The following is a 24860-nucleotide window of genomic DNA, read 5'->3' as shown; positions in this document are numbered from 1 at the left end:
ATCCTCTGGAAAAGGAGATCCGCTATGTTGAAGACCGCTGTCCGCCGGGTTGGAAACAGTCTCGGGATTACCCTTCCAAAAACCGTCGTCGAAACTTACCATTTGCACGAAGGCGATGAACTTCATCTGATCGAGACCGCGGATGGGGTCATGCTGACTCCCTTCAGCCCCCGGTTTGCCGAGTGGGCCAAGGCCTACGAGAAGACCCACAAACGGTACCGCAATACCCTGCGAGCCCTGGCAAAGTAATGGCCACCCTATTCGTCCCCGAGGAAATTGTCCCCTTGATCCATGCCGATTTGCTCAGACGCTATGGCGGTCGTCCCGGCATTCGAGATCGAAATCTGCTGGATTCGGCCCTGGCACAACCGCGGATGACCTTCGCCGGACGGTCGCTCCACCGGACCCTTTTCGAAAAAGCGGCCGCTTATGGTTATCACGTCTGCCAAAATCACCCCTTCGTGGATGGCAACAAACGCGTCGCCTTTGTTCTGATGGACCTCTTTCTGCAAAACAACGGCTGGACACTCACGGCCTCCGAAGAGGACGCCTATACCGTGATGATCAACCTGGCCGATGGCCGCCTCAGCAAACAGTCCCTCGCCAAATGGTTGAAGACCCGTTCCACAAAAACCTCAGGATAATCTCACGTCCACCTAACGAGCAGCGCGTCACCCGCCCGGCGCGTTTTGGCTTCTTGCGCCGGCCGGGTGCACGCGCGGGTTAGGTGGCCTGCTCTTATCGTTGGTTCGAGAGATTTTCAAGAAGGGCTTGAACGGCGGATTTGAGACCAGGAATCTGATCCTGGATCGATTGATAAACGTAATCCATGTCGATGCCGAGATAATCGTGAACCAAAACGTTCCGAAAACCGGACAAGGCCCTCCAGTCAACGTTGGGATAACGAGACTTCAGATCCGCGCTCAGGCGTTGCGTAGACTCCGCAAGCGTCTGTAGATTGCGTAGAGTGGCGTCTTGAACAATTGACGTGGACAAAAACATCTCTCGTCCCCCACGCGTGTACTCTTCAATGCGCGCGACGCATCTGAGGATATGCTTCAAATAGACTCGATCGTCTTTCATAGAGGAATAGCTTCGGACAGCACTCGGTCCCGAAGCAGATCGCTAAGCCCCCGCTCAGTTACCACTTGAACCCGCCTTCCCAAAAGTTCCTCGAGGTCAGCCACCAGTCCTCCGGGAAACCACGGACTCGGATGGGCGCCGACCTCGACGAGCAGGTCTACATCGCTGGTGGGGCCCTCCTCGCCTCGGGCGACGGAACCAAACACACGAATCCGAGTCACTCCATGCCGTCTGGCAACTTCGAGGATTTGCTCCCGCTTCCTTTCGATGAGTTCCATACCAAACCTCCAGGACAATACATTCTATCAGGTTCTACAACTCCGAGAGCCCGTATCTGGCCCACCTAACGAGTAGCGCGTCACCCGCCCGGCGCGCTCTTGCTCTTTGCGCCGGCCGGGTGCACGCGCGGGTTAGGTGGTGATCAGATGATTGTAAAACCTCGACTGCCTCTTCACAGTCAAATGTCCCACTCCAGAGAGTCGTTACTATTCATGGTGTGACTGTAATGCTTGTATCAGGAATCCGTGGCAATCTCCGGGGAGGCGGACTTCCCGCCTCCGCTAGCGCTCTTACGATCTGGGTGTGATTCAAGTTGTCCGCATAATCGATCGCGCGATACCCTTCGGAACTCATCTCGCTGAGATCGGCACCATGGGCAATTAGGAGCCTGACGACCTCGAGATTGCCTCGCTTAGCTGCAAGCATCAAGGGCGAAAGGGTGTCGGAAGTATGATCATTTGCACTTATGCCATGATTAAGCAGCAATCTTACAAGTCTAGCATTCCCATCATGGGCGCCTCCGACCAAAAGGCCACTTCCATCCCGTCCAGGGCCTGCTACGGCCACAGTGGCGGTTTGCCAAGCACTATATGGTATGGCGAGGCACACAAGGACGAGGGCGGTACAAGCAACGAGAACCGAGGCAGAGCGATTGATTGTTATTCTCCGAAGCAAGAGCGCGACAATATTTGCCAACAACCAAATTAGACTGCCAAGCACAGATAGTGCACCAAGGACGAAGTAGCCGGGCGATGCATGAATTGTCGAATAACCAACCATGACCGGTCCTTGACTCCACGTTAAGTAGGTCTGCTCGTAGACGAGCCGAGCCACGGGCAGGAATGATCCGCAAAAAAAATCCATCCGGTCCAGTTGAGCCATCTTGGATATTGGGAATGCTTCATCCTCGAATCCATGCAAATCCACCTAACGTACAGGATTTTATCCACTATGCCTGCGAGAGGGATGAAGACCGGAATAAAGTTTCGGGGGCATGGTGGATAAAACCGGGTTGAACTGAACCGCGGCGTGCAAGATGGAAGTTAGCGCGATCTATGGGGATTGTAAAGCGGATTGGGGACGTCCGAAGAGGCTGGACGCCCGGAAAGGGAAGGTCTCGGGAGGCGGATGGAGAGGGGCGGCGGCGAGTGCCGGGGTGGGAGGCGATCTCGAAGACAGACGTCGGCACAGACTTGGAAACAAGGCGGAACCGGACCGTAACAGCAGGAGCGTCGTGGCATGAACATATTCCTCATGAAGAATCCAGTGGAGCCGGCAAGGGGCCCATCACGACGAGGGTTCCGACGCGACACACCGGACAGCGGGCGAGGTCGACGCCGGTGAGGGCCCGCCACATCTCGCGGGTCGCTTTGGCAGGGGCCGGCGCGAGAGGTGGTTCCGTCCCCAGCAACTGGCGGCACCGCGCCAGGTGTTGTTTCTTGGAACGGTTGGCGAGGAAGCCGTAATGACGGATCCGCATGAAACCGTCGGGCAGCACATGCAGCAGGAAGCGGCGAATGAACTCGTCGGCTTCGAGCGTCATAGAGCGCGGCGCGGTGGGATTCTTTCGATCCCGGTAGGAGAAGGTGACCCGGCCGTCGGCCACGGAGAGCAGGCGATGATTGGAGAGGGCGACGCGGTGGGTGTAGCGGCCGAGATAGTCAAGCACGGTGTCGGGGGAAGCGAACGGCGGCTTGGCATACACGACCCAGCTCTTGCGGCGCAGCGGGCGAAGCCAGCCGGAGAACGCGGCGGGCTCGTCCCGGGGAACCAGCCGACCGGGGAACTGCAGCCACCCGCGGTCCCACGCCTGCTCCAAGCCGTACAGGAACTTTCCGCGGAAGAGGCGGCTGAGCGCCCGCACAGAAAAAAGAAAGTTCGGGCGTGCCGGGATCCAACGGGTCCGATCGAAGGACAAAGCCCCGCCGGGGAGGAGGCAGTGGAGATGGAAGTGGTCGCCCAGGGTCTGGTCCCAGGTGTGCAGCACGGCGAGAAAGCCCACGTCCCCGTGGAGGTGCGTGCGGCCAAACTCCAGCAACGTTTCCGACGCGGCTTGAAACAAGAGGTGGCAGAGTCGTTTCTGATTCGAGAGGGCGAGGCGATTGAGTTCATGCGGGAGGGTGAAGACGAGATGGAAATAGCCGACCGGCAGCAGTTCGGCCTGACGCGCCTCGAGCCACCGGGCCTTGGCCAACGACCCGCACTTGGGACAGTGTCGATTGCGGCAGGAGTTGTAGACAGGCCGCTCGAAGCCGCACCCGTCGCAGCGTTCGAGATGACCTCCCAGCGCGACGGTGCGGCACCGCTCCACGGCGCGCATCACCTTCAGATGCCGGCGCGGCAGCCGATGCGCCTGACGGTAAGCCTCCCCGTAGAGCCGAAACACATCCGCCAGTCCCCAAAGGGGTCTCCCTCCTTCCACAGGGCCTAACCCTGCAGGTGGCATGGAGCCGGCTTCTCTAGGACGACGGCCCCAACAGGTCGAGATGATTCAGACGGGTCTTCAGCAGTTCACTGCGCACCTGCAGGTAGCGCATGGTGGTGGTGATGGAGGTATGGCCGAGCAGCAACTGAATGGTCCGCAGGTCCACGCCGGCCTCCAACAAATGCGTCGCAAAGCAATGCCGCAGGGTGTGGATGCCATGCCCGCGGGTGATGCCGGCCCGTGCTTTGGCCTGGTAGTAGATCTTCTGCACGGCGGTATCATCCATGGCGCGGCGTGGATCGCGGCGGGAGGGGAACAGCCGGTCGGTAGGGTGACAGAGTTTCCAGTAGAGGCGAAGTTCTTCCAGCAGGCGGGGCGGGAGAATGCTGTAACGGTCCTTGGCTCCCTTGCCCTGCTCCACCCGGATCGTGCCGCGAGCGCCGTCGAGATCCGACACCTTGAGATGAATCACTTCACTGAGGCGCAACCCGGCCGCATAGGTGGTGCGCAGCAGCATCCGGTCGCGGGGAGTGCGGGCGCAGGCAAACAACCGCTCCAACTCCTCCCGGCTCAGGACCACCGGCAGGCGGGTGGATTTTTTCCGCGGGGGAAGCGGCAGCTCGACCTGCTTCCATCCCAGCACCTGGAGATAGAAGAAGCGCAAGGCCGCGATGGCCTGGTTCACGCTGCTCCAGGCCAGACTGCGCTCCTCGGTGAGCGACAGCACATAGGCTTTGATCTTTTCCCCGTCCAACTGGTCCGGGGATTGATGGAAGTGTCGGGCCAGGCTCGCCACCCCTGCCACGTAGCATTCTTGAGTCCGGGGCGAGAAGGCCCGCAGCTTCATCGCCTCGATCATGTTCTGACGTAGAGTTCCCATACATCCTCCTGGGGTGAATCGATTGAGACACACGCCCTGACACAGCGTTGTCCCAGGAGATTGTAGGGAAGGTTGAGAAGGACGGTCAGGAGGAAAACTACACGAGGCGGAAAACTGACGAGAGGGCAGCCACCCTGATGCCCGAGGGGGTTCCCACCGCGTAGCGGTTTAGTTCAACGACCAGCGCGTCACCCGCCCGGCGCGCTCGTGTTTTATGCGACGGCCGGGTGCACGCGCGGGTTAGGTTGCCCCGTTTACACTTGCAGCTTGACAATATGTCAGTTATGACATATCCTCATTCTTGCATGGAACAGCCGCCCAAGTCGCTGGTGTGGTTGCAAGGCGAAATCAAGACACCACCCTTTTCCAGGCGGGCACGGCTGGAGGCGGGATTCTTGTTGAGACTGCTCCAAAATGGCGAGCGCCTAACCATGCCCGCGTCCCGACCCATGGCTTCAATTGGACCCCGTTGCCATGAATTGCGAATCAACGATGAAAACATGACTTGGCGGATCATATACAGAATCGATGATGATGCGATCCTCATTCTGGATGTCTTTCAGAAGAAAACTCCCTCGACGCCTCGTTGGGTGATCGAGGCCTGCAAGCGCAGGGCCCGCCAGTATGAAGAATGACGGAGAAAAACACTCATGGAGACCACCAAAAGAAAGCGCCTTGAAAGTAGGGGCTGGAAAGTCGGCACGGTCCAGGAATTTCTGGATCTTTCCAGCGAAGAAACCGCCTACATCGAAATGAAGGTTGCTCTGAGTAAGACGTTTCAGCGGCGCCGACGCCAGAAGAAACTCACCCAACAACAAGCCGCAAGACTTCTCAAATCCAGCCAATCCAGAGTCGCCAAAATGGAGGCTGGTGACCCTTCCGTCTCTCTCGACCTCCTTGTTCGCTCATTGCTCGCCTTGGGCACTCCGAAACGAGCGCTAGGTCGAATCCTTTCCTCCTAGCTCTTGGGTCAACCTAACGACAGGCGCGTCACCCGTCCGGCGCGCTTTTGGCTTCTTGCGCCGGTCGGGTGCACGCGCGGGTTAGCCTGTGGTACCGGGGTCAGTCTCGCCTTGTTCCATACCGCGCTTCAACATTTCGATGATTCTGTTAATGATCTGCCGGGTTACATCTGCCTTCAGCATTCCAACTTCGCCAAGCATCAGGCCAGAGTTGGCGGTGAACAGTTTTCCCGGTCGAGCAAAACTCGCAATTCGCAGCGATCCGTGACTGAAAGACTCATCCGTGATGCTGACCACGTGTGGATCCCCGTAGGGATTGCTGGTCACTTGGCACAGAATCCAGTCTCCTCGTTGAGCATCGGCTAAGACGACCGCCGGACGGAGTTTGGATTCTGATAAATCGGAGAAGGGGAAGGGAACGAGAATTACTTTGCCGACTGCAGGTGAGACCATGCCGCATCCTCCTCGGGGCGGCTCCAATCGGAAAGGGATGCCTCACTGAGTAGCCCCGTTTCGTTGTCGCCAACTCCCGGTTCGTCGAGAATCACGACAAGGGCCCGGCGGGTCGACCCAAGCGGGACCGGCTCGAGCAGCGTTACCTTTCCTTGATCATCCACCACAGCCTCAACAGTGCGAATCATGGGCATGAGCTCCTTGCGGCATTTTACAGCAATCCGGCCCAGCTTTCCATCAGGCTAACGTACAGCGCGTCACCCGCCCGGCGCGTTTTGGCTTCTTGCGCCGGTCGGGTGCACGCGCGGGTTAGGCTGTCGGTCTTACACACTTAATCCCACAACTCGGACACTGAAGAAAATCTTTGAACCTCACTGCCTGCATCGGTATCCTCCCACAACATGGACAACCCAAATACCTCCTAAATATCAATACAAGTGCTGCGAAGGCGGACAAGGTGACTAGCGCCAAACCGATTCCATGACGAAAGATCACTGGGAATACGATAATAATTAGCCAGAGAGCCCATTGATAACTATGGCGATCTCCGAATTTCGAGGCATAAACGATAATGTCAGCTTCTGAAATGGGGACTAATTGCACTGAATCTTCCAAAATATCGGATGGTAGTTTCTTAATCGTTTCTCTAGCCAAATCGTCCTGCTCGCGCGATGCAAACAGCCAAGTGTTGCCAGCAAGATTGTAGTGCTTCGTAATCAGAAAGCAGGATATACCCATCGGTTCCAACCGGGACAGAGCTTCGGACGCCGAAGTTTCGCTTTTGAATGACCGGATTGCAACGGGAGAACTCATCTTCATGGTGGTCAAATCAGCCTAACGAGATAGCGCGTCACCCGCCCGGCGCGCTCTGGCTCTTTGCGCCGGTCGGGTGCACGCGCGGGTTAGGCGGTAGAGTTAACCTTTCGAGTTCTAATGACTATAAACGCTGTAAACCCCGCGACCAGGCCAATGGATGGGGCAATCCAAGCAGGTGGCAAACCCCACCAGCCAGTTGACACGTAATGACGATAATGAATTGTTTGGAAAACCAATGCAAAGAAGTAGTAAGGAATGGGTGTAATTGCAAGAAGATATAGAACAGGAAAAACAATACCATATCCAACCAGTGACAACCGTGGGAGCTTTCTTCCTTGGGACACGCGCAGGATTCTCACAACTACAGCCACGGTTAAGATCGATAAGAGGATGGCTACAAGAACCACGGCGAGTAGCATGTGAGGATTGGCAAGTGTGCCATCAACGTCAACATGCGTAGGTTCCCAAGGAATGTCATCTCCTTGCACGATTACCTCCAAGCGAATCCCTTTTGATTAAAGTGTCTTCAAAAAAGATTCATCCGCCTAACGAGCAGCGCGTCACCCGCCCGGCGCGCTCTTGGTTCATGCGCCGGCCGGGTGCACGCGCGGGTTAGGCCCTTGCGCTGGATGTTGCCTTGAGCTGAATCACCATGAAAAAGCCGGTGAAATGATATTGGTTCCTTGCCACATCCTTGGCAATTACAACCTTCCCCTTCAACGGGTCTCCGAAAACATAATCCGTTGGAGTCTCTGCGAGGACCGCGATGAAATGACCGGCCCCGTTGCGGAGAGTAACCCCAGCGATGGCCCGAACTGGAATGGGCTCTCGGGTCTCCGGACTGCTCACGATTTGAACGTCAAATCCACGTCGGCGGAGTGCCCTTGCAAGATACCAATTCTCCGTTCCGCCTGTGTAGGTGAAAGACTCCTTTGCCAACTCTTCCTCTGAAACATTCTGACCAAAGGATTTCAGTATCGAAGCAGCGCTGGCAGGCCCACAGGTCGAAGGGGTGGTTTGGAGGCACACATCACCGACCCAATGATTTTTGAATTGGCTGAAATCGACACACGAGATTATTGGCTTTACGAAGGGGATCATAAGGAAGACGAAGAGGGCTACTGGTGCTGAAAGCCTTCGAAAACAACTGTCTCGAGCGTCACTCGAATGAAAAACTCCAGCCATAAAACCGAGTCCGGAGGTCGATAATTCACTGAAGGGCATGGCACGGAATTTGTAAAACCACACAGCGTTGTCAAAGAGGTGCAAGTAATAAATCACCATGAGCACCCCGGGAATTGCAAAAAGCGCACTGGCAATCAGCAAAAACAAAGTACCGGGTGGGCGGACAATTCTTTTCCTCAGCAGGAAACCTGCCAAGAAGAAAACTCCGGCCATGGCTATCGCCGGCAGGAAGAGGAAGTTTGGATTCATTTATCCTCAATGGGCCTAACGGATAGCGCGTCACCCGCCCGGCGCGCTTTGGCTTTTTGCGCCGGCCGGGTGCACGCGCGGGTTAGACAGCGTGAGACAAATTGTGGCGATGTGGCCAACCAGTATCGATTGACCCCACTCACCAGCGACGAAGAAATCAATCGGTTCCGGAAAATGAATGCTGATTCAAAACTGCTGTTTTCCTTTGATCTCCACTGGGACGGGCCCCGACACGCCTAGACAGTTGTTCAATTCGAGGTAGCTTGTTTCTTCTGAATTGGTGCATGTATAACATCTTTACATCGCTGGTCTCGAAACACATCCATCGAATAATCCTGTTTTAATTTCATTTCTTTCCCGTCGGTCCGGATCAACCAAATATATTTATCGTCGTATCTGAGAGAAACAGTCTTGCCTCGTAGCGGGTGCATTTGTGCAGGGTTGTACTCCCATTTCCAAGCATGTTTCTGCCCTATCAGGATGCGATCCCTGGTTTCCAAGCAGAAATAGAAATAGGCGATATTGAATGGAGCACAATCCCCATGGCATGGCTCATAAACGGCATCATCCAAATACCTGGCCTCTTGGTTTCCTTTCTTGTCTGAGGCAATTAGCGGAGCACACACCATGCTTACAAAGACAAACCATAGTAGTAATCCTTGGTTACGCCTTAATGCGGTCTCTGCCATACGATCACCTTAAGATGATTCATATCCCCAAGTGGGAGTTGCGAGAAACGGCTGTCTAACGACCAGCGCGTCACCCGACGGCGCGCTTTGGCTCTTCGCGCCGGCCGGGTGCACGCGCGGGTTAGGCATTCGAGCGTTGATGTCACTTGTTTTCGCCCACAAGAAGTTTCCCAGCCATTGCAAGCAACGTCAAACGTGAGATTACGGCAAAGACTTTGATGCTGCTCCAGTTAAAACTCACTTCTGAGGAAAATGCACAGGAGGGGGATAGTTCTTCTTCTTTAACTGGTGTAACCCACTAACGGAAACCCATGTATTGACAGTGATAGACTGCAGCTCCATCTCCTTCGCGATCCCCTCCAACCGAATCTGAAGGTAACCAACAAAAGGGAATTCATGTTCAAAAAAGTGTGGCTGTTGCTCTTGAATCCAAGAACACAGTTTTCTCTCATCGTCATCCCAAGCTGGGTCTTTCTTGGAATACTCCTGCATCGCCTTTTCATACCCCTCTCGTGCGATCCGCGGGAGTGACAGCTTCCCTGTCCAGGGATTTGGGCTCCAAGGTGATTCGGATCCGGGACCTACGACGGCATACCACGTGGACCAATGCTTTCCATCTGAGCTGTACCGGAAAAAGCCTTTCAGGTCAGAAAAGAACAGGCCTTCGCCATTGATCGTTAGTGTGAAGGAGACTCCCGCCGGGAACCGCGTCCACCCTTCTGCAATTGGTATCGGTTGCGATTGGATCCATACGTCCGTGGCATAGTTGCCGTGAGGATCCTTCTCGGCCACGAGTCCTTTCTCAGTGAGTGCGATCCCGGGAGCCCAACTCGCACCCGCCGGGACGTTTGCGGGGGTAAACTGAATGTTGATGACACTTCCTCCGGTCATCACAGCCTGCACGTTTGATGCGAGTAGTAGAAGCAAACCACAAAATGACAATCTTATTGGGATGAGTCTCATACCCCCCTCTGATATGCCTAACGACCAGCGCGTCACCCGCCCGGCGCGCTCTGGCTTTTAGCGCCGGCCGGGTGCACGCGCGGGTTAGGTTGCGTAGTTAAAGTCGCTCCCATCGGATCGTGACGGCCTGTCCAGGAAGATACGTAAGCACCTTGAGCTTAACGACAATCTCCAGATCATGGTCGTCAAAGATGCGGGCGAGATAAATATGGCCCAAAGCAATGGGTGCGGAACTATCCCATTTGGTACCCTTCAGCAGCGCTCCAAACTCCTTGAGAGGTTGGAACGTTCTTGTTTTATGATCCTTGATTATAAAGGCAGCTCCCCCCTCCAGATGAATTGACGAAAACCCCTGGGGGTTGCCGACAGTTTCAATGTAACCATATCGCGTCCTCAGCTCATCTGCTGTTCCGAGATCAATCATCATGCCCTTCTGACCACCCTGAATGGCAACGGTGAAGCTGTCTTTCGAGTAAATGTCAAATGCAAGATTGCTGTCCCGGTTGTACGTTAGATTCTCCCTGACTACATAGCCGGGCATCCCGTCATTGAAGGAAAGCGTACTCATTAAGGGATCGAGCGCGTAAAGAGTGACGATTCCCCCAGTGACGGACCCAATACTCTCCCCTGAGACATGGGAGGGGGCTACGAATTGGAGAGTGAGAAAGATCGCTGCAAACCATTTCGTCATTCGTCTCATCGTATCTCCTCCTCATTGAGGTAGCCAACCTAACTAAGATTTAACCTGTATTGGACTGCTGCGAGTTCAAAACAAACACTGCGGATCTTGCAGCCTAATCAGGCCCGATTGTTCTGCACTTCCGTTTCACAATATGCCCACTTACAATGATTTGCCAGATAAAAACAACTCCATATCTGTCCGGAAAACACTGCAGTTTTTGCAGCCTAATCCGACAAGGGTCAAAATGTCTGTCAAAGCTTATCGGCTGGGCTTCGAACACCTCGGCCACCCCGATTCAGGACGTGCGTGTAAATCATGGTCGTGCTGACATCCCGGTGCCCTAGAAGCTCTTGGACCGTCCGAATGTCATACCCGTCCTCCAATAAATGCGTCGCAAAAGAATGGCGCAGGCTGTGACAACTCGCCGGCTTGGTCAACTCCGATTGCCGCACAGCTTGCTTCATCGCTCGCTGCATGACGGACTCATGAAGATGGTGCCGTCTCTGAATGCCGGCGGATTTGTCAAAAAAACGCGTCGAGGCTGGAAAAAGATATTGCCAGCCCCACTCCCGGTCGGCATTGGGGTACTTCCTCGCCAAAGCTCCTGGGAGCTTCACGCGGCCTGCTCCCTCCGCAAGATCCCGCTCGTGCAGTTCCTTTACCCGCTGCAGATGCACCCCCAGCAACCCTTTCAGGCTCTCGGGAAGCATGGTATGCCGGTCCTTCTGCCCCTTGCCATCCCGCACCAGGATCTCATTCCTCTCGAGATCCAGGTCCTTGACCCGGAGCTCCAAACACTCGGTGAGCCGCAACCCTGATCCGTACAACAGCATCGCGATCAACTTGGGCGTCCCCTTCAATTGTGCCAAAACTGCCTTAATTTCCATCTTCGTCAATACGATCGGCAAACGGGCCGGTCTCTTGGCCCGCACTTCCAGTTGAATCCAGTCCAAGGGTTTGTTCAGTACTTGCTGATACAAAAACAGAAGCGCGCTGAGGGCTTGGTTCTGGGTTGACGCGCTTACGTGCTTGTTCACGGCCAGCGAAGTGAGAAATTCGTTGATTTCCGCTTCCCCCATCTCCACAGGATGTCGTTTTCCATGAAAGAAGATGAACTGCTTGATCCAGTGGATATAACTCTCTTCCGTCCGTGGGCTGTAATGCCTGGCGCGAATGGATCCTCGAACTCGATCGAGCAGCTTCGGCGGCCGGGCGTCGCGTTGAGATCCTTCTGATTCTCTGAAGCACGAAGAGTCGTCTGTCCTCAAAGGCCTTTTCGGTTGGGAGACAGCATAGACCATAAAACCAATCCTTGGAGGGGGAAGGGTTCAAGCGCAATAACCAAGCCTCAAATCAAGAAAAGTATACGCCTCCCAGATAGAGGAGACAAGTTTTCCAACACTGCCACCTTTGGAGTGCGGCCCGCCGTGGCGTGCCGTTTTGAGGTGGCAGATTGGAAGGGAGGAACAGGGTGGTAGTTTGCGACGACAGAAAGCGGAACCTTGAGTTCCGCACTCCAATAAGTTCGGGAGAGTCTCCCCCCACTGAATGCCGCCCTTCATGATATAATCCCCGCGTAATGCCAAATCACATTCGAAGCAGGTACGAGACCCTGCTCCAGCAGGAGTGGGGGGCGACGCCGGTCCCGTTTGGGTCACGCCAATGGAATGTCGCGCTGGCGTATGCCAATACCTACTACCTGGGGATGTCGAACCTGGGAGTGCACTCCCTCTATCAGTTGATGAACCACGACCCGGAGGTGAGCTGCGAGCGGGTGTTCCTTCCCGAGCCCGGCGATGAGGAGGCCCTGCGAACCAGCGGTTTGGAATTGTTTTCGCTGGAATCACAGACGCCGGTGGCTCAATTCGACGTCCTGGCCTTTTCGATTGCGTTCGAACCGGACTATCTGAATCTTCCGAAGATCTTCGAGATGGCACGAATTCCGGCGCTGTCTCGCGATCGTGATGAATCACACCCGCTGGTGATCGCCGGCGGAGCCGCCATCTTTCTTAATCCCGAACCCGTGGCCGATTTCTTTGACGCGATTTTTGTGGGAGAAGCGGAAGTTCTGGTGCCGGAATTCTTGAAGATTCTCAAATCAAACACGGGCGGGAACGGGTCTGCCTCCTCCAAGCGGCAGGATCTCCTCGCACGCTTGGCGGAAATGCCGGGTTGCTACGTCCCCGCGCTTCATTCCGAGCAATCAGCCCCGGTGAAGCGTCAGAAACTCGATGGCACGATGGACGAGTTTACTCCGGCAACCCAGATTTTGACGGCTAACACGGAATTTTCCAACAAGTTCATGATCGAGATTTCCCGCGGCTGTCCGGCCGGATGCCGGTTCTGCTGGGCGGGTTACAGCTATCGCCGTCCCAAGATGGCAAGCGCGTCGTCCATTCTCCGGATGGCCGCAGCGGCGCGGTCGCGCACCAATAAGATCGGCCTTGTTGCCACCGCCGTGCTTGACCATCCCGAGATTGAGGACATTCTGGGAGGCCTTGAAAATCTGGATTATCAAATTGCCGTGGCGTCGCTGCGCCTGGAGCAGATCTCTCCGCGCCTCTTGCGGTCCCTGGTTCGATCTCACGACCAACAGGTCACAGTGGCCCCGGAGACCGGCACCGACCGGCTGCGGCAGGTGGTCAACAAGCATCTGACCAACGACCAGATCAAGGGGATTTGCCGCTCAATTTTCGAAGAGGGGATTCTCAATCTCAAGCTGTATTTCATGGTGGGCCTGCCCACCGAGATGCACGAAGATATCGCCGGGATCGTCGATTTTGTCAAGGAATTGCAGGCCATCATGGTCGAGGCAAGCCGAAGGCATGGACGGCTCGGCTCGCTGGTGATCAGTCTCAACTGCTTTGTGCCGAAGCCCAACACTCCCTTCCAATGGGTCGAGGTGGAAGACGAAAAGACATTGCAGGGCAAGATCGATTTCATTGTCCGCGGTCTCGGCGGCGTGCCCAATGTGCGCGTCAATGCCATGCGGCCGCGGGAGGCGCACCTTCAGAGTATTCTCTCTCTGGGCGACCGCTCCCTGTCATCCTTTATTTTGAGGACCCACGAGCGGCAAGGTCATTGGAGAAAGGCGGCGCGGGACCTGGGGATCCAGGCGCATCACTTCACGCGGACTCGGCCGAATTTCAAAGAAAAATTGCCGTGGGAAGTTATGGACCTGGGAATTTCCAAGCTCTTTTTGATGAGTGAATGGAAACAGGCCATGGACGCGAAATTCAGTGCGCCCTGCCCGGATGTCGATGGCTGCGTGCATTGTGGCGTGTGTCCTCCAGCATCTATCGTGGAAACAAGTCCGAAGGACCAGGCGTCGGATCAGCGATTGAAGCCTCCGCCCCATGTAACCAGACCCTGGGTCCCCCCTCCCGCGTAACTGGCGGGCAGCGATCAGGAATCATTCAGCGCTATGGCCGTCAATAAGACCAGGGATCTGAATCAGGATGAGCGACCGCCCGAGGTAGTCGACGAAGAAGAAAAGGCGGTTCTGCCCGACACTGCGATGGGCGGATCGATCGTCCGATATGATCCGCTGACCCAGTATCTCCAGGAGATTCGTAAATATCCCATCCTGCCGCCGGAAGAACAGCGCCAGCTCGCCATTCGATACCAGAAATTCAAAGATATAGGGGCAGCCCGCCAGCTCATCACCAGCAATCTCCGGCTGGTGGTGAAGATCGTTTTCGAATATCACCAGGCGTTCAAAGAAGTCCTCGACTTGATTCAAGCTGGAAACATCGGTCTGATGCAAGCGCTGCGCAAGTTCGATCCTTACCGCCGGACGAGATTTTCTTCCTACGCGACTTACTGGATCAAGGCATACATCCTCAAGTACATCCTCGACAATTTCAGCCTTGTCAAATTCGCCACGACCAACGAGCGTCGAAAGCTGTTTTTCAATCTGAAGCGGGAGCGGGAGAGGCTGGAAAGGGAATTCGCCGACCACAGCCCCAGGCTCCTGGCTGAACATTTTGGCGTCAAGGAGTCGGATGTGGTGGATATTGAGAGCGTGACGCAAGGGGGCGATCTGTCGCTGGATGCGCCGTTGACTCAAGAGACCACGGAGTCTTTTGCCGAACAGTTGCCGGCGCAAGGTCCCGCTCTGGATGATGCGTTGGCCGACGCGGAATATCGGCGGTTGCTTCAAAACAAGTTCCTCGAATTCTCCAAGACCCTCAAGCCCCGGGAGTTGGTGGTCTTCCGGGAACGGCTGATCGCGGAAGATCCTAAAACCTTGCAACAGATCGCCGACCAGTTTGGGGTGACGCGGGAAGCTGTGCGCCAGATGGAGTCCAAAATTGTCAATCGCCTCAAGGAGTTTCTGGTGGAGGAACTGGGCGAACTGAAAGATTTCGAGTTTTTAGGGCGGCGGGGGGAAGGGTGAGGGAATAGGGGATAGGAATTAGGTGCGAGGATCGTGATCGAGTGTTGTAGATTGGGCGTTTTCGAAGAAAGAACCCAGGCTGAACTTAGCCGCCTACTCCTCCGCAGCGCGAATTCCAACCCCGCCTCCAGGAACTATACACATCCCCTTGTGTCCCTGGCACCTAACACCTATGACCTATCCCTTATCACCTATTCCCTATCACCTACTCAGTTCGTGCGGAATTTGAAGATCATTGGCGACAAGGCGCTTCCGAGAATAATGACATCGTGATCATGGAGTTGCGTGCGGCCGCCGACGTCATTTCCCCCCAGAGTTTTTCCCTCAACAATGGTTCCGCAGGGGGTTCCCAGATCGGTCAGGAAATAGTCGCCCGACTGGGCTTCGATTTGAAAATGATTGGCGGGATACTTGAAGAGCCCGCAAATATCGACAATGTAAAGGTCGTTGGTGGGTTCCCGTCTGTGGGCACGACGTTCAGCCGGGTCGGGAACTTTAAGGTGGAACGTGCGGCGTTCCCGGCCCACCCGAAAGGGGAATCGTTCAACCGTGCATTGGTCGCTGTTAATCGCGCAACGGGCATCATCCGTGAGAGGGATCAATCGGGGTGACATCAGCGTTTTCTCCTGTGTCGTGGGGTGCTGGTGGCGGGCATGGGGTGTTGGTTTTCATCCAACCTGCGAACCAGCACTCCGTTCATAACATAACGCTCAGTGACCTTGGGTGAGTCTTGACTGGCCTCGTTCAGTCGTGTGATTTCAAATGCGGGCTTGCCTTCGTTCAGGAACACGCGGATCGGATAAACTCCGAAGATCTTGCTTTCGCGATAGGCCGTCTCATACCGGCTACGTTTGGTGTTCCAGGTAAAGACCCGGATGCGGTCAAAATCGTAGTCATGGGCGACGCCAGGTTCGACGTCGGCGACGACATACTGGTTGACCTTCTTGTCGCCTTCGACTCCGATCTGATTGAGCACCAGCCATGCCACGATGCGTCGCGACTCGGAGTATTGGACGATCTGGTCGGGGACGGAGAAGTTGACGCTCGGTGAATAGACCCAGCCTGCTTCCCCTTTCTCCGTTCGAATCTTCAACCAGGGATCTTTCTTGGGTTGATTTTCGGAACTCGCCGGCGGGGCGGGGGCGGTCCCAGCAGCCTGGGCCCGATCCGTCAGCGTTCGATCAAATACCTCTACCTTCGTGTCCTTGGGGATTCGGGCGAAGATTGGAGTCTCGCGGCCGGGGGCGGTGCGAAGGTTGGTCGCGCTCGAGAGCTCGCCGACGGCCTGGATCACCTCCTTTTGAATTTCTTCGGCGAGTTTCTTTTCCGCGTCCACAATCGCCTGGTCCATCGCGGACCCTTCTTCAATCCAACCCTCTTTTCGATTCGCGGTTCGGATGCGGAGCCAATGGGGCTCGCGTGAGAGGACCTCGACTTGATCCCCTCGATGAAGCTCATCGACCAGGGGGGACAGCGTCGCGCGAGTCTTTTTGACTTCAACCCGGTCTGCGGTAATCCGGGCCTGGTTCTTCGGGGCGGGCCCGGACGTGCGGCGACAGGCTTCGCCGAAACAGAGGAGAGCCACTGCGAGAAGAATCCCTAGAGTTCTTTTCATGGTATGGGATGATTGCCGAATCAGAACTCTTTGATGGAGACGACCTTGTCTCCCTCAAAGATGATGAATAACACCTTTGCCGGCGGAGAGCCGTAAATCCACTGCTCCTGATCCACGCCGTCTTTGTTCTTCTCCCGGATCTTGCGGTCGGGCCGCCCCAGGGAGGCGACCACCATGTCATGGTCCATGCCCACGCGAGCCTCGTGATTCGCCACGGCCTCTTTAAATTCCGGCGGCAGGGTCTCGACATAGCTTTCGGCGGCGGATTGCGGACTGAAGTTCATGACCCGGCCGAGCAACTGCTTGACCTCGTCCGCAGTCAGGTTGGGGACCGCGCGTTCGAAGCGCAGGACCAGGGACGACCCGGTCGCCGCTGGCTCCGGTCCGGGCCGGGAGGCCGGCTGAGTGGCTCCCCCCAATCCAATTTGAAGATGGTCGGTCCATTTGCGTTTCTTTTTTCCACCGCCGTTGATCTCAAAGAGGATCTCCTGGGACCGGAATTCGATCCGCGTGATCTGAAATTCCTGTCCTACGTCCACGGCAGGTCCAAACTTCATCACCTGGGCATTCAAGTCGTTGGTGTTGTAGTCCCCCTTTTCATTCAACACGACGGGTTTCTCGCCGCGCGGAAGTGTCACGCGCGCACGGGCATACTCGCTGGAGACACCACGAAGAATGGCGATTCGATTCTCATCCGATAGGGTATTGACGGTGTCCTTGGCGAAAAGGACCGAGGCCCGCCCGCACAGGAAGAAGATGGCGAGAGAAATCGTGGCGGCGACTCGACATGAGTATTCTCGCCTCAGAATGGGTGACCTGTCGCTCATCATGAACTCGGCTTTAAAGAACCGCCTCCATTATAACGCAAGAGGGTAGCAAGGACATAACCTCTTGACGCCTTTCATCCCCGCGGTGCTTGACACACCATTTTTTAGTTTGCTACCGTAAGGGTGCCACGCGCGAACGTTTTGATCGCGATGAGGTGAAATGAGATGAATTGCTGGCATTGCGGTTATGAAATTGATTTGCGGTCACATGGGGGCATCGGAAAAAAGGATGAATGCCCCAATTGCGAAGATGATCTCCACGTTTGCCGGAACTGCCGTTTCTTCGATCCCGGCGCCGAGAGCGAGTGCTCCGAGCCCATAGCGGAATGGGTTCGCGATAAGGATCGAGCCAATAGCTGCGAGTATTTCGCAGTCGTCGATGCCGTTGAGATGGGTCGAAGGCCGGGGGACTGGGGTACGGATGAAGCACGGAAGGCCTGGGACAGGCTGTTCAAAGGATAGACCGGCTGGCAGTCTTCATCCGGACGGCGAAACAGCGCCCTTCGATAGGGGGCTGAGAGTCTCGTCTGGCCGCCGAAAAGGTTCCGCCTCGGTGCGTTTGAGATGGGCAATTTCGTTTCCTGCACACGGACAACCGGGGAGCGGTCCAACTTTGGGCATGAGACTGGCCCCGATTACCTCCTCTGAAATATCAACCCTATTCTTCAGAAAGAATGTGAATTCATGACAACCTCCATCGTGGATATCAAGGCTAAACTGAAACAATTCGAAATTGCCGAAATGTGGTTCGATTCCTCGATCCTCAGCGAGAATGAACAGAAGGTGATGCAGAAGTTGATTGACGCCTCGAAATGCATGGATGAGATTTTCTGGCGGCAGAGTGGCCGAGGCGCCGTGGAGTTGCGTCAACGGCTGAAGAGCTCAAAGAGCCCCAGTGATCACGATCTGCTGCATTATCTTCAAATTCATTACGGTCCCTATGATCGCATTAACCATTTTGAGCCCTTCGTGGGTGATCGCCCGAAGCCCTCCGGCGCAGGGTTCTACCCCGAGGATTTGACCGCGGAGGAGTTTGCCGATTACGTTCGACTCCATCCAGATGAACAGGCGGCCCTGGAGAGCGCCTACACTGTGATCAAACGCGAGGGGGACCGGCTTGTGGCCGTGCCCTACCATGAAGAGTATGCGGAGTTCCTGGCTCCGGCGGCCCAGGCCTTGCGCGCGGCGGCCGGGTTTGCGGAGTCGGAGTCTTTGAAAACTTATCTGCTCAGCCGTGCCGACGCCTTGCTTTCAGATGAATTTTATCAGAGTGATTGTGATTGGATCGACTTGGATGATCCCACCTTTGATCTCGTGATCGGCCCTTATGAAGTGTATGAAGACAAGTTGATGGGCCTCAAGGCCAGTTACGAGGGTGTGGTGATGTTCAAAGATGTGGAGGCCAGCGAAGCCCTGGACGTGTACGTGCAGCGGTTACAGGAGCTGGAACGAAACCTCCCGATCCCCGATTCCTGGAAGCAGCTCAACCGAACGTTGACCTCACCCATGATCGTGGTTGAAGATATCTACCGCGGAGGGGATATCCGGGCCGGATATCAGGCCGTGGCGTTCGTGCTGCCGAACGACCCCAAGGTCCGTGAGCTCAAAGGTTCAAAGAAGATCTTCCACAAAAATTTTCTGGATGCACGCCTCAACACGGTGATCAAACCCCTGGCTCAGCAACTCCTGGTCCCAGACCAGGTGGCCCTGGTAACCGACGAAGGGTTCTTCAATTTTGTCGCGATGCATGAGTTGGCTCATGCGCTCGGCCCCAACTACACGGTGGGCCAATCCACACCGGTCCCCATCAACAAGGCACTCGGATCTCATTACAGTGGAATTGAGGAAGGAAAAGCGGACGTCGTGGGACTCCACAGCTTGAATTACTTTATTGACCGGGGAGTGATCGATCCAAAGCGGGAGCCGGAACACTACGTCTCCTACCTGGGCGGACTGTTTCGCACGATTCGGTTCGGGACCGACGAAGCCCATGGCCGTGCCAGCCTCTTCGAGTTTGCATTCTTGCGCGGCGAGGGGGCCATCGAATACGACCGCACCAGCGAGAGGTTCTCGGTCAATTTCAGCAAGTTTCGCGGGGCCGTCCAGAAGCTGGCCAACCTTTTTATGACGGTGGAGGCAGAAGGGGATGTCTCCAAGGCGGAAGAGTTGCTGATGACCTATGGAGAGGTCTCCCCGGAGTTGAAGGAGGCGCTCGATCGATGCGCCCACGTTCCGGTCGAATTTGAACCCATCTTCTTGTTGCACTGAACCGGCCCTGCCTCTTCCGTCAAGGATCCTGCAGCGACGGTCCACTTTCACTGGACTCACCAGGCAAGGAGGGTTCGAGCCCGGTCCTTATGTCGTCTCCCGTCAAAGCGCAATTTCAAATCGCCGTTGGCATCGTTGAACGGAACGGCCGGGTCCTCATTTCCAAGCGGAAGCCTGACGCTCACTCCGGCGATCTGTGGGAGTTCCCGGGCGGGAAGGTCCATGAGGGAGAAGCTCCGGAACAGGCGGTTGTCCGGGAATTGCGCGAAGAATTGGGAATTGGGGTGCGCGTGGATCGTTTTTACGCGCGCGTGGAGCATGAGTATCCGGATCGAAGGATTGAGCTGCTTGCCTATTTGTGCGTGCTGGAAGAAGGGAAGCCGACCCCCATTCACTGCGCTGCCTGTGAATGGGTGACTTTTTCCGATCTTGGCCGGCACTCGTTTCCCGAGGCCAACTCGGCATTGATCAAGAGACTGACGGAACAGGGAACGAAATAGAAGGTTCGGTCTGTTTAGTCTATTCGGTCTGTTCAGTCTATTCGGTCTATTCGGTCTGTTCAGTCTGTTCAGTCTGTTCAGTCGGTTCGGTCGATTCGGTCGATTCGGTTCCTATTGCCGTCGGGGTAGGGCTTCATGATGTGAGATGTGGGAACAATTCAAGTTCCATGTTTTCCTGCGCGTAATTCTAATCTTGCGTTGGCCATCTCGCAAGACGCAGTCGCACTCCACCTCCCAACCCTCTTCCGTATAATTTCTCCCCCTGATTCATGATCGTCTCCACCTGTCGCTAAAGACCAAGCCGTCGGAATAAGCCCAACAGACTCAACAGAGCCAGGTGACTGAAGTGTCTTGTCCGAAAGAATGATTGTGCGACTCCTCCCATTTGATTATAATTTGGATATCACATTTGAAAAATTGAGAGCGAGGATCATGAAGAATCCTTCTACGCTGGGAGAACTCAAGCAATCAACCTTTGCGGACCCGCTATTATGCACCCGCACTGTCAAGGACGAGATGCGGGCTAATCTCCTGGTCAAAATGGAATCCGGCGCCCCTCTTTTCCCGGGCATTCACGGATACGATGAGACCGTGATCCCTCAGCTTGCTAACGCCATTCTCTCGAGACACAACATGATCCTGCTGGGTCTGCGCGGCCAGGCCAAGAGCCGGATCCTCCGCGCCCTCACTTCACTGCTGGATGAGAACGTCCCTGTCGTAACCGGGTGCGAGATTAATGACCATCCCTTGCGGCCCATCTGCCACGCTTGCCGTGTCAGGATCGAACAGGATGCGGACCGGACTCCCGTCACCTTCCTCTCCCGTGAACAGCGGTATGTGGAAAAGCTGGCCACGCCGGATGTCACCATCGCCGACATGATCGGGGATGTAGATCCGATTCGGGCCGCTCGCGCGGGGTTGCAGCTCTCTGACCAATTGACCATGCATTATGGCTTGCTTCCACGGGCCAATCGCGGCATTTTTGCCATTAATGAATTGCCGGACCTGGCGGGAAAAATACAGGTGGGGCTGTTTAATATTCTGCAGGAAGGCGATGTCCAAATTAAGGGATATCCGATCCGGTTGGCGCTCGATGTTGTGATGGTCTTCACGGCGAACCCCGAGGACTACACCGCCCGAGGAAAAATCATCACGCCGTTGAAAGACAGGATTGGAAGCGAGATTCGCACCCACTATCCCCCCACGCTTGAGTTGGGCATGAAGATCACCCGCCAGGAAGCCTGGGTGGACCGGTATGCGGATGGCCGGTTGAACGTTCCGGCGTTTATTGCCGAAGTGGTTGAGGCGATCGCGTTTGAGGCGCGCGAAGATAAGAAGGTGGACAAGCGGTCCGGGGTCAGCCAGCGCCTTCCTATTACGGCGTTGGAAAACGTGGTGTCCAATGCAGAAAGACGCGCCATCCTCAACCTGGAAAAGAAGATCGTCCCCCGGATCAGCGACATTTACGCTTCGCTCCCATCTCTTACGGGAAAACTCGAGCTGGAGTACGAGGGCGAGTTGAAGGGGGCCGACGCGGTGGCGAAAGATCTGATCCGCGGCGCCGTCTCCCGGGTGTTTTCAGAATACTTCCGCGTTTCGGATCTGCAGCAGATCGTGCAATGGTTTGATCTGGGCGGCTCCCTCAAAATCTCGGACACAACTCCCGCGGCTGACGCCCTGAAGCAACTCAAGATCATACAGGGGTTGGTTGAGCGAACCAGCGACCTGAATGTAAAGCCGAAGTTGGAGCCCGAAGCGGCAGTGTCGGCCGCCGAATTCATCCTGGAAGGTCTTTACGCGAACCGCAAGATCAGTCGAAGCGAGGAGAAGGGCTACCACGCACCCGAGCGCCGGGCCGCCGAAACATTGCGCGAGGAGTTTCCGCGCGGGCGAAATCCATACCAGTGACAGGCGTCCGTCTTCACCGGCCCCCGCTGAACCCCGGCGCGCGTTGACCTGAGAAGCACTATGTCCGCGATTAAGTACGGAAAATATGTTCCGGGTGAGCTTGACGATTTGAGCCTGGAAGACCTGCTCAACAAGCTTTCCGATTTCCTGTTGCAGAGCGGTTTCCATGACGCCTATGGCTTCTATGAGATGACGGGGGAGCAAAGCCTCGAGGAGTTGCACAACGCCATTCTGCAGGCCCTCATGGACACCGATCTGTTTTCTCAGGAGATGCTTCAGCAGATGCTGGAGGATTCTGAGGCGTATCAGGATTCACCGCTGAAGCAGATGATCGATCGCCTGATTGAACGGATGGAGCGGGAGGGGTATCTCTCGGTGGATCGGGAAGGATCGGAACGCCGGAATCCCCGGGACCGCTCGTCCCAGGGAGGATGGACGGGGCCCGACTCCGCCTCCGCCTCCGCCCGATTTGAGATCACCGACAAGGCCATCGATTTTCTTGGCTTCAAGACCTTGAGAGATTTGTTGGGCTCGTTGGGCAAGTCTTCGTTCGGACGTCATGACACCCGCGACCTGTCCACAGGGATCGAAACGTCGGGAGCCTCCAAACCTTACGAATTCGGCGACACCATGAACCTGGACATCTCGGCTACCCTGTTGAGTGCCTTAAGCCGCAACGGCCTGGGCGTCCCGATTGATCTGGATTACCAGGACCTGGCCGTCCACCAGTCCGAATACCAGAGCTCCTGCGCCACAGTGCTGATGCTCGATTGTTCTCATTCCATGATTCTATACGGCGAAGATCGATTTACCCCTGCGAAAAAAGTGGCTCTGGCACTCTCGCACCTGATTCGCACCCAGTACCCGGGCGATTCGTTGAACCTGGTTCTGTTCCATGACTCGGCCGAAGAAGTTCCCCTCTCGCAGCTGGCCCGCGTCCAGGTGGGGCCGTATTACACCAACACGCGGGAGGGCCTGCGGCTGGCACAGCGTATCCTCGATCGCCAGCGGAAGGACATGAAACAGATTGTCATGATCACCGATGGCAAGCCTTCCGCGCTGACCCAGGGCGACGGCCGCATTTACAAGAATGCCTTTGGCCTCGATCCGCTGGTGCTGAGCGAAACTTTCAAGGAAGTCGCCAGCTGCAAGAAGGCCGGGATCATGATCAACACCTTCATGCTGGCCCGGGATCATGACCTCGTCAATTTCGTCAAGAAGGTCACCGAGATGTGCCGCGGGAAGGCCTACTTCACCACCCCCTTCACCCTCGGCCAGTATCTCCTCATGGACTTCATGCAGAAGAAGACCAAGACAATACACTGAGGCGACCGGCCGCTTGGGATCGGAACCTTCAGCCAACCCTCATGGACGCAAATTCCAAAATCCAAAGTCCAAAATCCAAATAAAACCCAAATTCCAAACTAGACGCAAACTCCAATTTTCAAGTCACAGGCGGCTCCTCAAGGGCCGAGTATCAACCTTCGCACTGAACCGAGACCTTAACTCCGGCTCAGGGTTTTCAGATTGAAAAATCCAGGCGGGTGGTAAAAATGTAGACTTGAAGCTCTATTCGAAATCCGCCCCGTGATTTCTGGAACTTGGTTCTACTTGGATCTTGGGATTTGGAATTTGTTTTACTTGAGTTGTTCCAAAACATACTGTTCGATCGCGGTGAGGCTGTCCCGGGAGAGGGATTCAAACATCAATGCGAATCCGGGCGGGTAGATGGGCGTCCTGGGCTGGTCGGGGGTGTTCTCCCACACGACAAACCCCTCTGCGTTCCGGATAACTTCGTTCGAGGGCAAGGTGAATTCAAGGGAAGTGATGCGGGTCAGTTTGGGTAGCGGCTCAGGAGTCGCAATGAAGGCCCCGTCGCGTGAGAGGTTGAAGATTGTTCCGTGGTGCGGTTGATTCTCGGCGCGATACTGAACTGTGAAGTGCGCACCCACCCGCGGACTGGCGCGCTGGCTTCGATCGTGATTCTGAGCATAGGAATGAATCACCTTTTCGGCCAGGGCCTCGGCATCCTCCCAGCGTCCTGCCTGCGCCAATTCCGGAAATGAGGAATCAAGTAGAGAATCGAGAACGCGGGAATGGTGCGCAGGATCCTCGATTTGTTCGAGAACCTTCTTCTCAAAGGAACTGAGGAGATGCAGGACCCGGGAGAACTCAGGCGGAAGGAATCGACGCCCGGCCTGGGAGATCTTCCTGCTGAATTGAGGATCGCCTGGCGTAGTCGGGAGGAGGACTTGAAAGGAATCAAAGTCAAAGGTCCGTGGAATGACCAGACTTCCAAGTTCCGGAAAATGGGTGAACGCGCATCCGGCGCGATGCTGCCGGGCCACGCGGGCGATGAGTTGGCAGGTGTCATAGTCCCGAAGAGAGACGATAACCCAATCGCAGGCCCGGAGATCAACGTCATCGAACCCGCGCCGGACGACGGTAATCTTGTCCCGACCGGGCCGCGACGGAGGAAACGAATCGCTCGGGTGGGGAGAGACAAGGCGGACCTCCGCGCCTAATTCTGCCGCATGACAGGCCCACTCCTCTGCCTCAACATCCTCTCCGAGGACGACCACATGTGAGCCCTCCAATTTCAACAAGATCGACAGCGCATCCGCGTTGGTCACCAAAGCTCCTTTTGTCGAAGAAGAAAGTGTGCGAAGGAAGGGTG

29 protein-coding genes are annotated in these 24860 nt (G+C 55.8%); 12 read left to right on the top strand and 17 right to left on the bottom strand.

What is annotated here, in order from left to right; translation table 11 throughout:
* The first annotated feature begins 24 nt into the window (after nt 1-24).
* Together LAO21_10695 and LAO21_10690 are read left to right on the top strand one after the other, a co-directional pair.
* Nucleotides 25-249, top strand: coding sequence for an AbrB/MazE/SpoVT family DNA-binding domain-containing protein (locus LAO21_10695; protein ID MBZ5553178.1), 225 nt, complete (start codon nt 25-27; stop codon nt 247-249).
* Entirely contained in the window at nt 249-644 is a 396-nt protein-coding gene (locus tag LAO21_10690) for a type II toxin-antitoxin system death-on-curing family toxin (GenBank protein MBZ5553177.1), read from the top strand. Before LAO21_10695 ends, LAO21_10690 begins: the two co-directional genes overlap by 1 nt.
* 94 nt (nt 645-738) lie before the next feature.
* On the opposite strand, the gene LAO21_10685 is transcribed toward LAO21_10690, so the two are convergent.
* The 5 genes from LAO21_10685 to LAO21_10665 form a co-directional block, all read right to left on the bottom strand.
* Nucleotides 739-1083: a DUF86 domain-containing protein gene (locus tag LAO21_10685; GenBank protein ID MBZ5553176.1), complete on the bottom strand. Its 345-nt coding sequence runs from the start codon at nt 1081-1083 to the stop codon at nt 739-741.
* The gene (locus LAO21_10680; protein MBZ5553175.1) at nt 1080-1361 is read right to left on the bottom strand and encodes a nucleotidyltransferase family protein; all 282 of its coding nucleotides are present in this window, start codon (nt 1359-1361) and stop codon (nt 1080-1082) included. Before LAO21_10680 ends, LAO21_10685 begins: the two co-directional genes overlap by 4 nt.
* Nucleotides 1362-1572: 211 nt before the next feature.
* Nucleotides 1573-2244: an ankyrin repeat domain-containing protein gene (locus LAO21_10675; protein ID MBZ5553174.1), complete on the bottom strand. Its 672-nt coding sequence runs from the start codon at nt 2242-2244 to the stop codon at nt 1573-1575.
* Between the two features lie 370 nt (nt 2245-2614).
* Nucleotides 2615-3808: an IS91 family transposase gene (locus LAO21_10670; protein MBZ5553173.1), complete on the bottom strand. Its 1194-nt coding sequence runs from the start codon at nt 3806-3808 to the stop codon at nt 2615-2617.
* Between the two features lie 13 nt (nt 3809-3821).
* Nucleotides 3822-4667: a site-specific integrase gene (locus LAO21_10665; protein ID MBZ5553172.1), complete on the bottom strand. Its 846-nt coding sequence runs from the start codon at nt 4665-4667 to the stop codon at nt 3822-3824.
* Between the two features lie 305 nt (nt 4668-4972).
* Between LAO21_10665 and LAO21_10660 the strand changes: the two genes are divergently transcribed.
* Together LAO21_10660 and LAO21_10655 are read left to right on the top strand one after the other, a co-directional pair.
* Nucleotides 4973-5302 carry a type II toxin-antitoxin system RelE/ParE family toxin gene (locus LAO21_10660; protein MBZ5553171.1) on the top strand — a complete coding sequence of 110 codons (330 nt, stop codon included), beginning with the start codon at nt 4973-4975 and terminating at the stop codon, nt 5300-5302.
* 15 nt (nt 5303-5317) lie between these two features.
* Nucleotides 5318-5629, top strand: a complete 312-nt coding sequence (locus LAO21_10655; protein MBZ5553170.1) for a helix-turn-helix domain-containing protein — start codon at nt 5318-5320, stop codon at nt 5627-5629.
* Between the two features lie 81 nt (nt 5630-5710).
* Here the strand turns inward: LAO21_10655 and LAO21_10650 are convergent, their stop codons facing one another.
* The 4 genes from LAO21_10650 to LAO21_10635 form a co-directional block, all read right to left on the bottom strand.
* Nucleotides 5711-6082: a type II toxin-antitoxin system PemK/MazF family toxin gene (locus LAO21_10650; protein MBZ5553169.1), complete on the bottom strand. Its 372-nt coding sequence runs from the start codon at nt 6080-6082 to the stop codon at nt 5711-5713.
* A complete protein-coding gene (locus LAO21_10645) occupies nt 6055-6270 on the bottom strand; it encodes a hypothetical protein (GenBank protein MBZ5553168.1) in 216 nt (71 codons plus the stop codon). The genes LAO21_10650 and LAO21_10645 overlap by 28 nt, the downstream gene beginning before the upstream one ends.
* 714 nt (nt 6271-6984) lie before the next feature.
* Nucleotides 6985-7386, bottom strand: a complete 402-nt coding sequence (locus tag LAO21_10640) for a hypothetical protein (protein MBZ5553167.1) — start codon at nt 7384-7386, stop codon at nt 6985-6987.
* A 124-nt stretch (nt 7387-7510) separates the two neighbouring features.
* Nucleotides 7511-8332: a C39 family peptidase gene (locus LAO21_10635; GenBank protein ID MBZ5553166.1), complete on the bottom strand. Its 822-nt coding sequence runs from the start codon at nt 8330-8332 to the stop codon at nt 7511-7513.
* Between the two features lie 9 nt (nt 8333-8341).
* Between LAO21_10635 and LAO21_10630 the strand changes: the two genes are divergently transcribed.
* Nucleotides 8342-8572, top strand: a complete 231-nt coding sequence (locus LAO21_10630; GenBank protein MBZ5553165.1) for a hypothetical protein — start codon at nt 8342-8344, stop codon at nt 8570-8572.
* Between the two features lie 8 nt (nt 8573-8580).
* On the opposite strand, the gene LAO21_10625 is transcribed toward LAO21_10630, so the two are convergent.
* From LAO21_10625 to LAO21_10610, 4 genes are all read right to left on the bottom strand, one after another.
* Nucleotides 8581-9021: a hypothetical protein gene (locus LAO21_10625; protein MBZ5553164.1), complete on the bottom strand. Its 441-nt coding sequence runs from the start codon at nt 9019-9021 to the stop codon at nt 8581-8583.
* A gap of 237 nt (nt 9022-9258) precedes the next feature.
* Nucleotides 9259-9912, bottom strand: coding sequence for a hypothetical protein (locus tag LAO21_10620; protein MBZ5553163.1), 654 nt, complete (start codon nt 9910-9912; stop codon nt 9259-9261).
* 169 nt (nt 9913-10081) lie between these two features.
* Nucleotides 10082-10684: a hypothetical protein gene (locus LAO21_10615; protein MBZ5553162.1), complete on the bottom strand. Its 603-nt coding sequence runs from the start codon at nt 10682-10684 to the stop codon at nt 10082-10084.
* 233 nt (nt 10685-10917) lie between these two features.
* Entirely contained in the window at nt 10918-11967 is a 1050-nt protein-coding gene (locus LAO21_10610) for an integron integrase (protein ID MBZ5553161.1), read from the bottom strand.
* Nucleotides 11968-12245: 278 nt separating this feature from the next.
* Between LAO21_10610 and LAO21_10605 the strand changes: the two genes are divergently transcribed.
* Together LAO21_10605 and LAO21_10600 are read left to right on the top strand one after the other, a co-directional pair.
* A complete protein-coding gene (locus LAO21_10605; protein MBZ5553160.1) occupies nt 12246-14057 on the top strand; it encodes a radical SAM protein in 1812 nt (603 codons plus the stop codon).
* Nucleotides 14058-14090: 33 nt separating this feature from the next.
* Complete coding sequence (locus LAO21_10600) at nt 14091-15065, top strand: sigma-70 family RNA polymerase sigma factor (GenBank protein ID MBZ5553159.1); 975 nt, start codon at nt 14091-14093, stop codon at nt 15063-15065.
* 209 nt (nt 15066-15274) lie between these two features.
* Here the strand turns inward: LAO21_10600 and LAO21_10595 are convergent, their stop codons facing one another.
* Genes LAO21_10595 through LAO21_10585 form a run of 3 tightly spaced genes read right to left on the bottom strand, consistent with a single transcriptional unit; the run spans nt 15275 to nt 17507 of the window.
* Nucleotides 15275-15679, bottom strand: a complete 405-nt coding sequence (locus tag LAO21_10595) for an FHA domain-containing protein (GenBank protein ID MBZ5553158.1) — start codon at nt 15677-15679, stop codon at nt 15275-15277.
* Nucleotides 15679-16680 carry an SH3 domain-containing protein gene (locus tag LAO21_10590; GenBank protein ID MBZ5553157.1) on the bottom strand — a complete coding sequence of 334 codons (1002 nt, stop codon included), beginning with the start codon at nt 16678-16680 and terminating at the stop codon, nt 15679-15681. The genes LAO21_10595 and LAO21_10590 overlap by 1 nt, the downstream gene beginning before the upstream one ends.
* 20 nt (nt 16681-16700) lie before the next feature.
* Nucleotides 16701-17507, bottom strand: coding sequence for a DUF2845 domain-containing protein (locus LAO21_10585; GenBank protein ID MBZ5553156.1), 807 nt, complete (start codon nt 17505-17507; stop codon nt 16701-16703).
* A 165-nt stretch (nt 17508-17672) separates the two neighbouring features.
* Here LAO21_10585 and LAO21_10580 point away from each other — a divergent pair, with 165 nt between their 5' ends.
* The 5 genes from LAO21_10580 to LAO21_10560 all read left to right on the top strand — a co-directional run bounded on the left by LAO21_10580 (nt 17673) and on the right by LAO21_10560 (nt 23509).
* Nucleotides 17673-17969, top strand: a complete 297-nt coding sequence (locus LAO21_10580; protein ID MBZ5553155.1) for a hypothetical protein — start codon at nt 17673-17675, stop codon at nt 17967-17969.
* A 222-nt stretch (nt 17970-18191) separates the two neighbouring features.
* Nucleotides 18192-19775 carry a peptidase gene (locus tag LAO21_10575; protein MBZ5553154.1) on the top strand — a complete coding sequence of 528 codons (1584 nt, stop codon included), beginning with the start codon at nt 18192-18194 and terminating at the stop codon, nt 19773-19775.
* Nucleotides 19776-19864: 89 nt separating this feature from the next.
* Nucleotides 19865-20275, top strand: coding sequence for an 8-oxo-dGTP diphosphatase MutT (gene mutT, locus LAO21_10570; GenBank protein ID MBZ5553153.1), 411 nt, complete (start codon nt 19865-19867; stop codon nt 20273-20275).
* 432 nt (nt 20276-20707) lie between these two features.
* Nucleotides 20708-22183, top strand: coding sequence for a magnesium chelatase (locus LAO21_10565; GenBank protein ID MBZ5553152.1), 1476 nt, complete (start codon nt 20708-20710; stop codon nt 22181-22183).
* Nucleotides 22184-22243: 60 nt separating this feature from the next.
* Nucleotides 22244-23509, top strand: coding sequence for a VWA domain-containing protein (locus LAO21_10560; GenBank protein MBZ5553151.1), 1266 nt, complete (start codon nt 22244-22246; stop codon nt 23507-23509).
* 311 nt (nt 23510-23820) lie between these two features.
* Here LAO21_10560 and LAO21_10555 read toward each other — a convergent pair whose 3' ends face one another.
* On the bottom strand, nt 23821-24816 hold the full coding sequence (locus tag LAO21_10555; protein ID MBZ5553150.1) for a PilZ domain-containing protein: 996 nt from the start codon (nt 24814-24816) through the stop codon (nt 23821-23823).
* Between the last annotated feature and the right edge of the window lie 44 nt (nt 24817-24860).

The organism is Terriglobia bacterium, from assembly GCA_020073085.1.
Lineage (GTDB): Bacteria > Acidobacteriota > Terriglobia > JAIQFV01 > JAIQFV01 > JAIQFV01.
The sequence above is the reverse complement of the archived record's forward strand: the minus strand, read 5'-3'. Positions and strand labels throughout refer to the sequence as shown.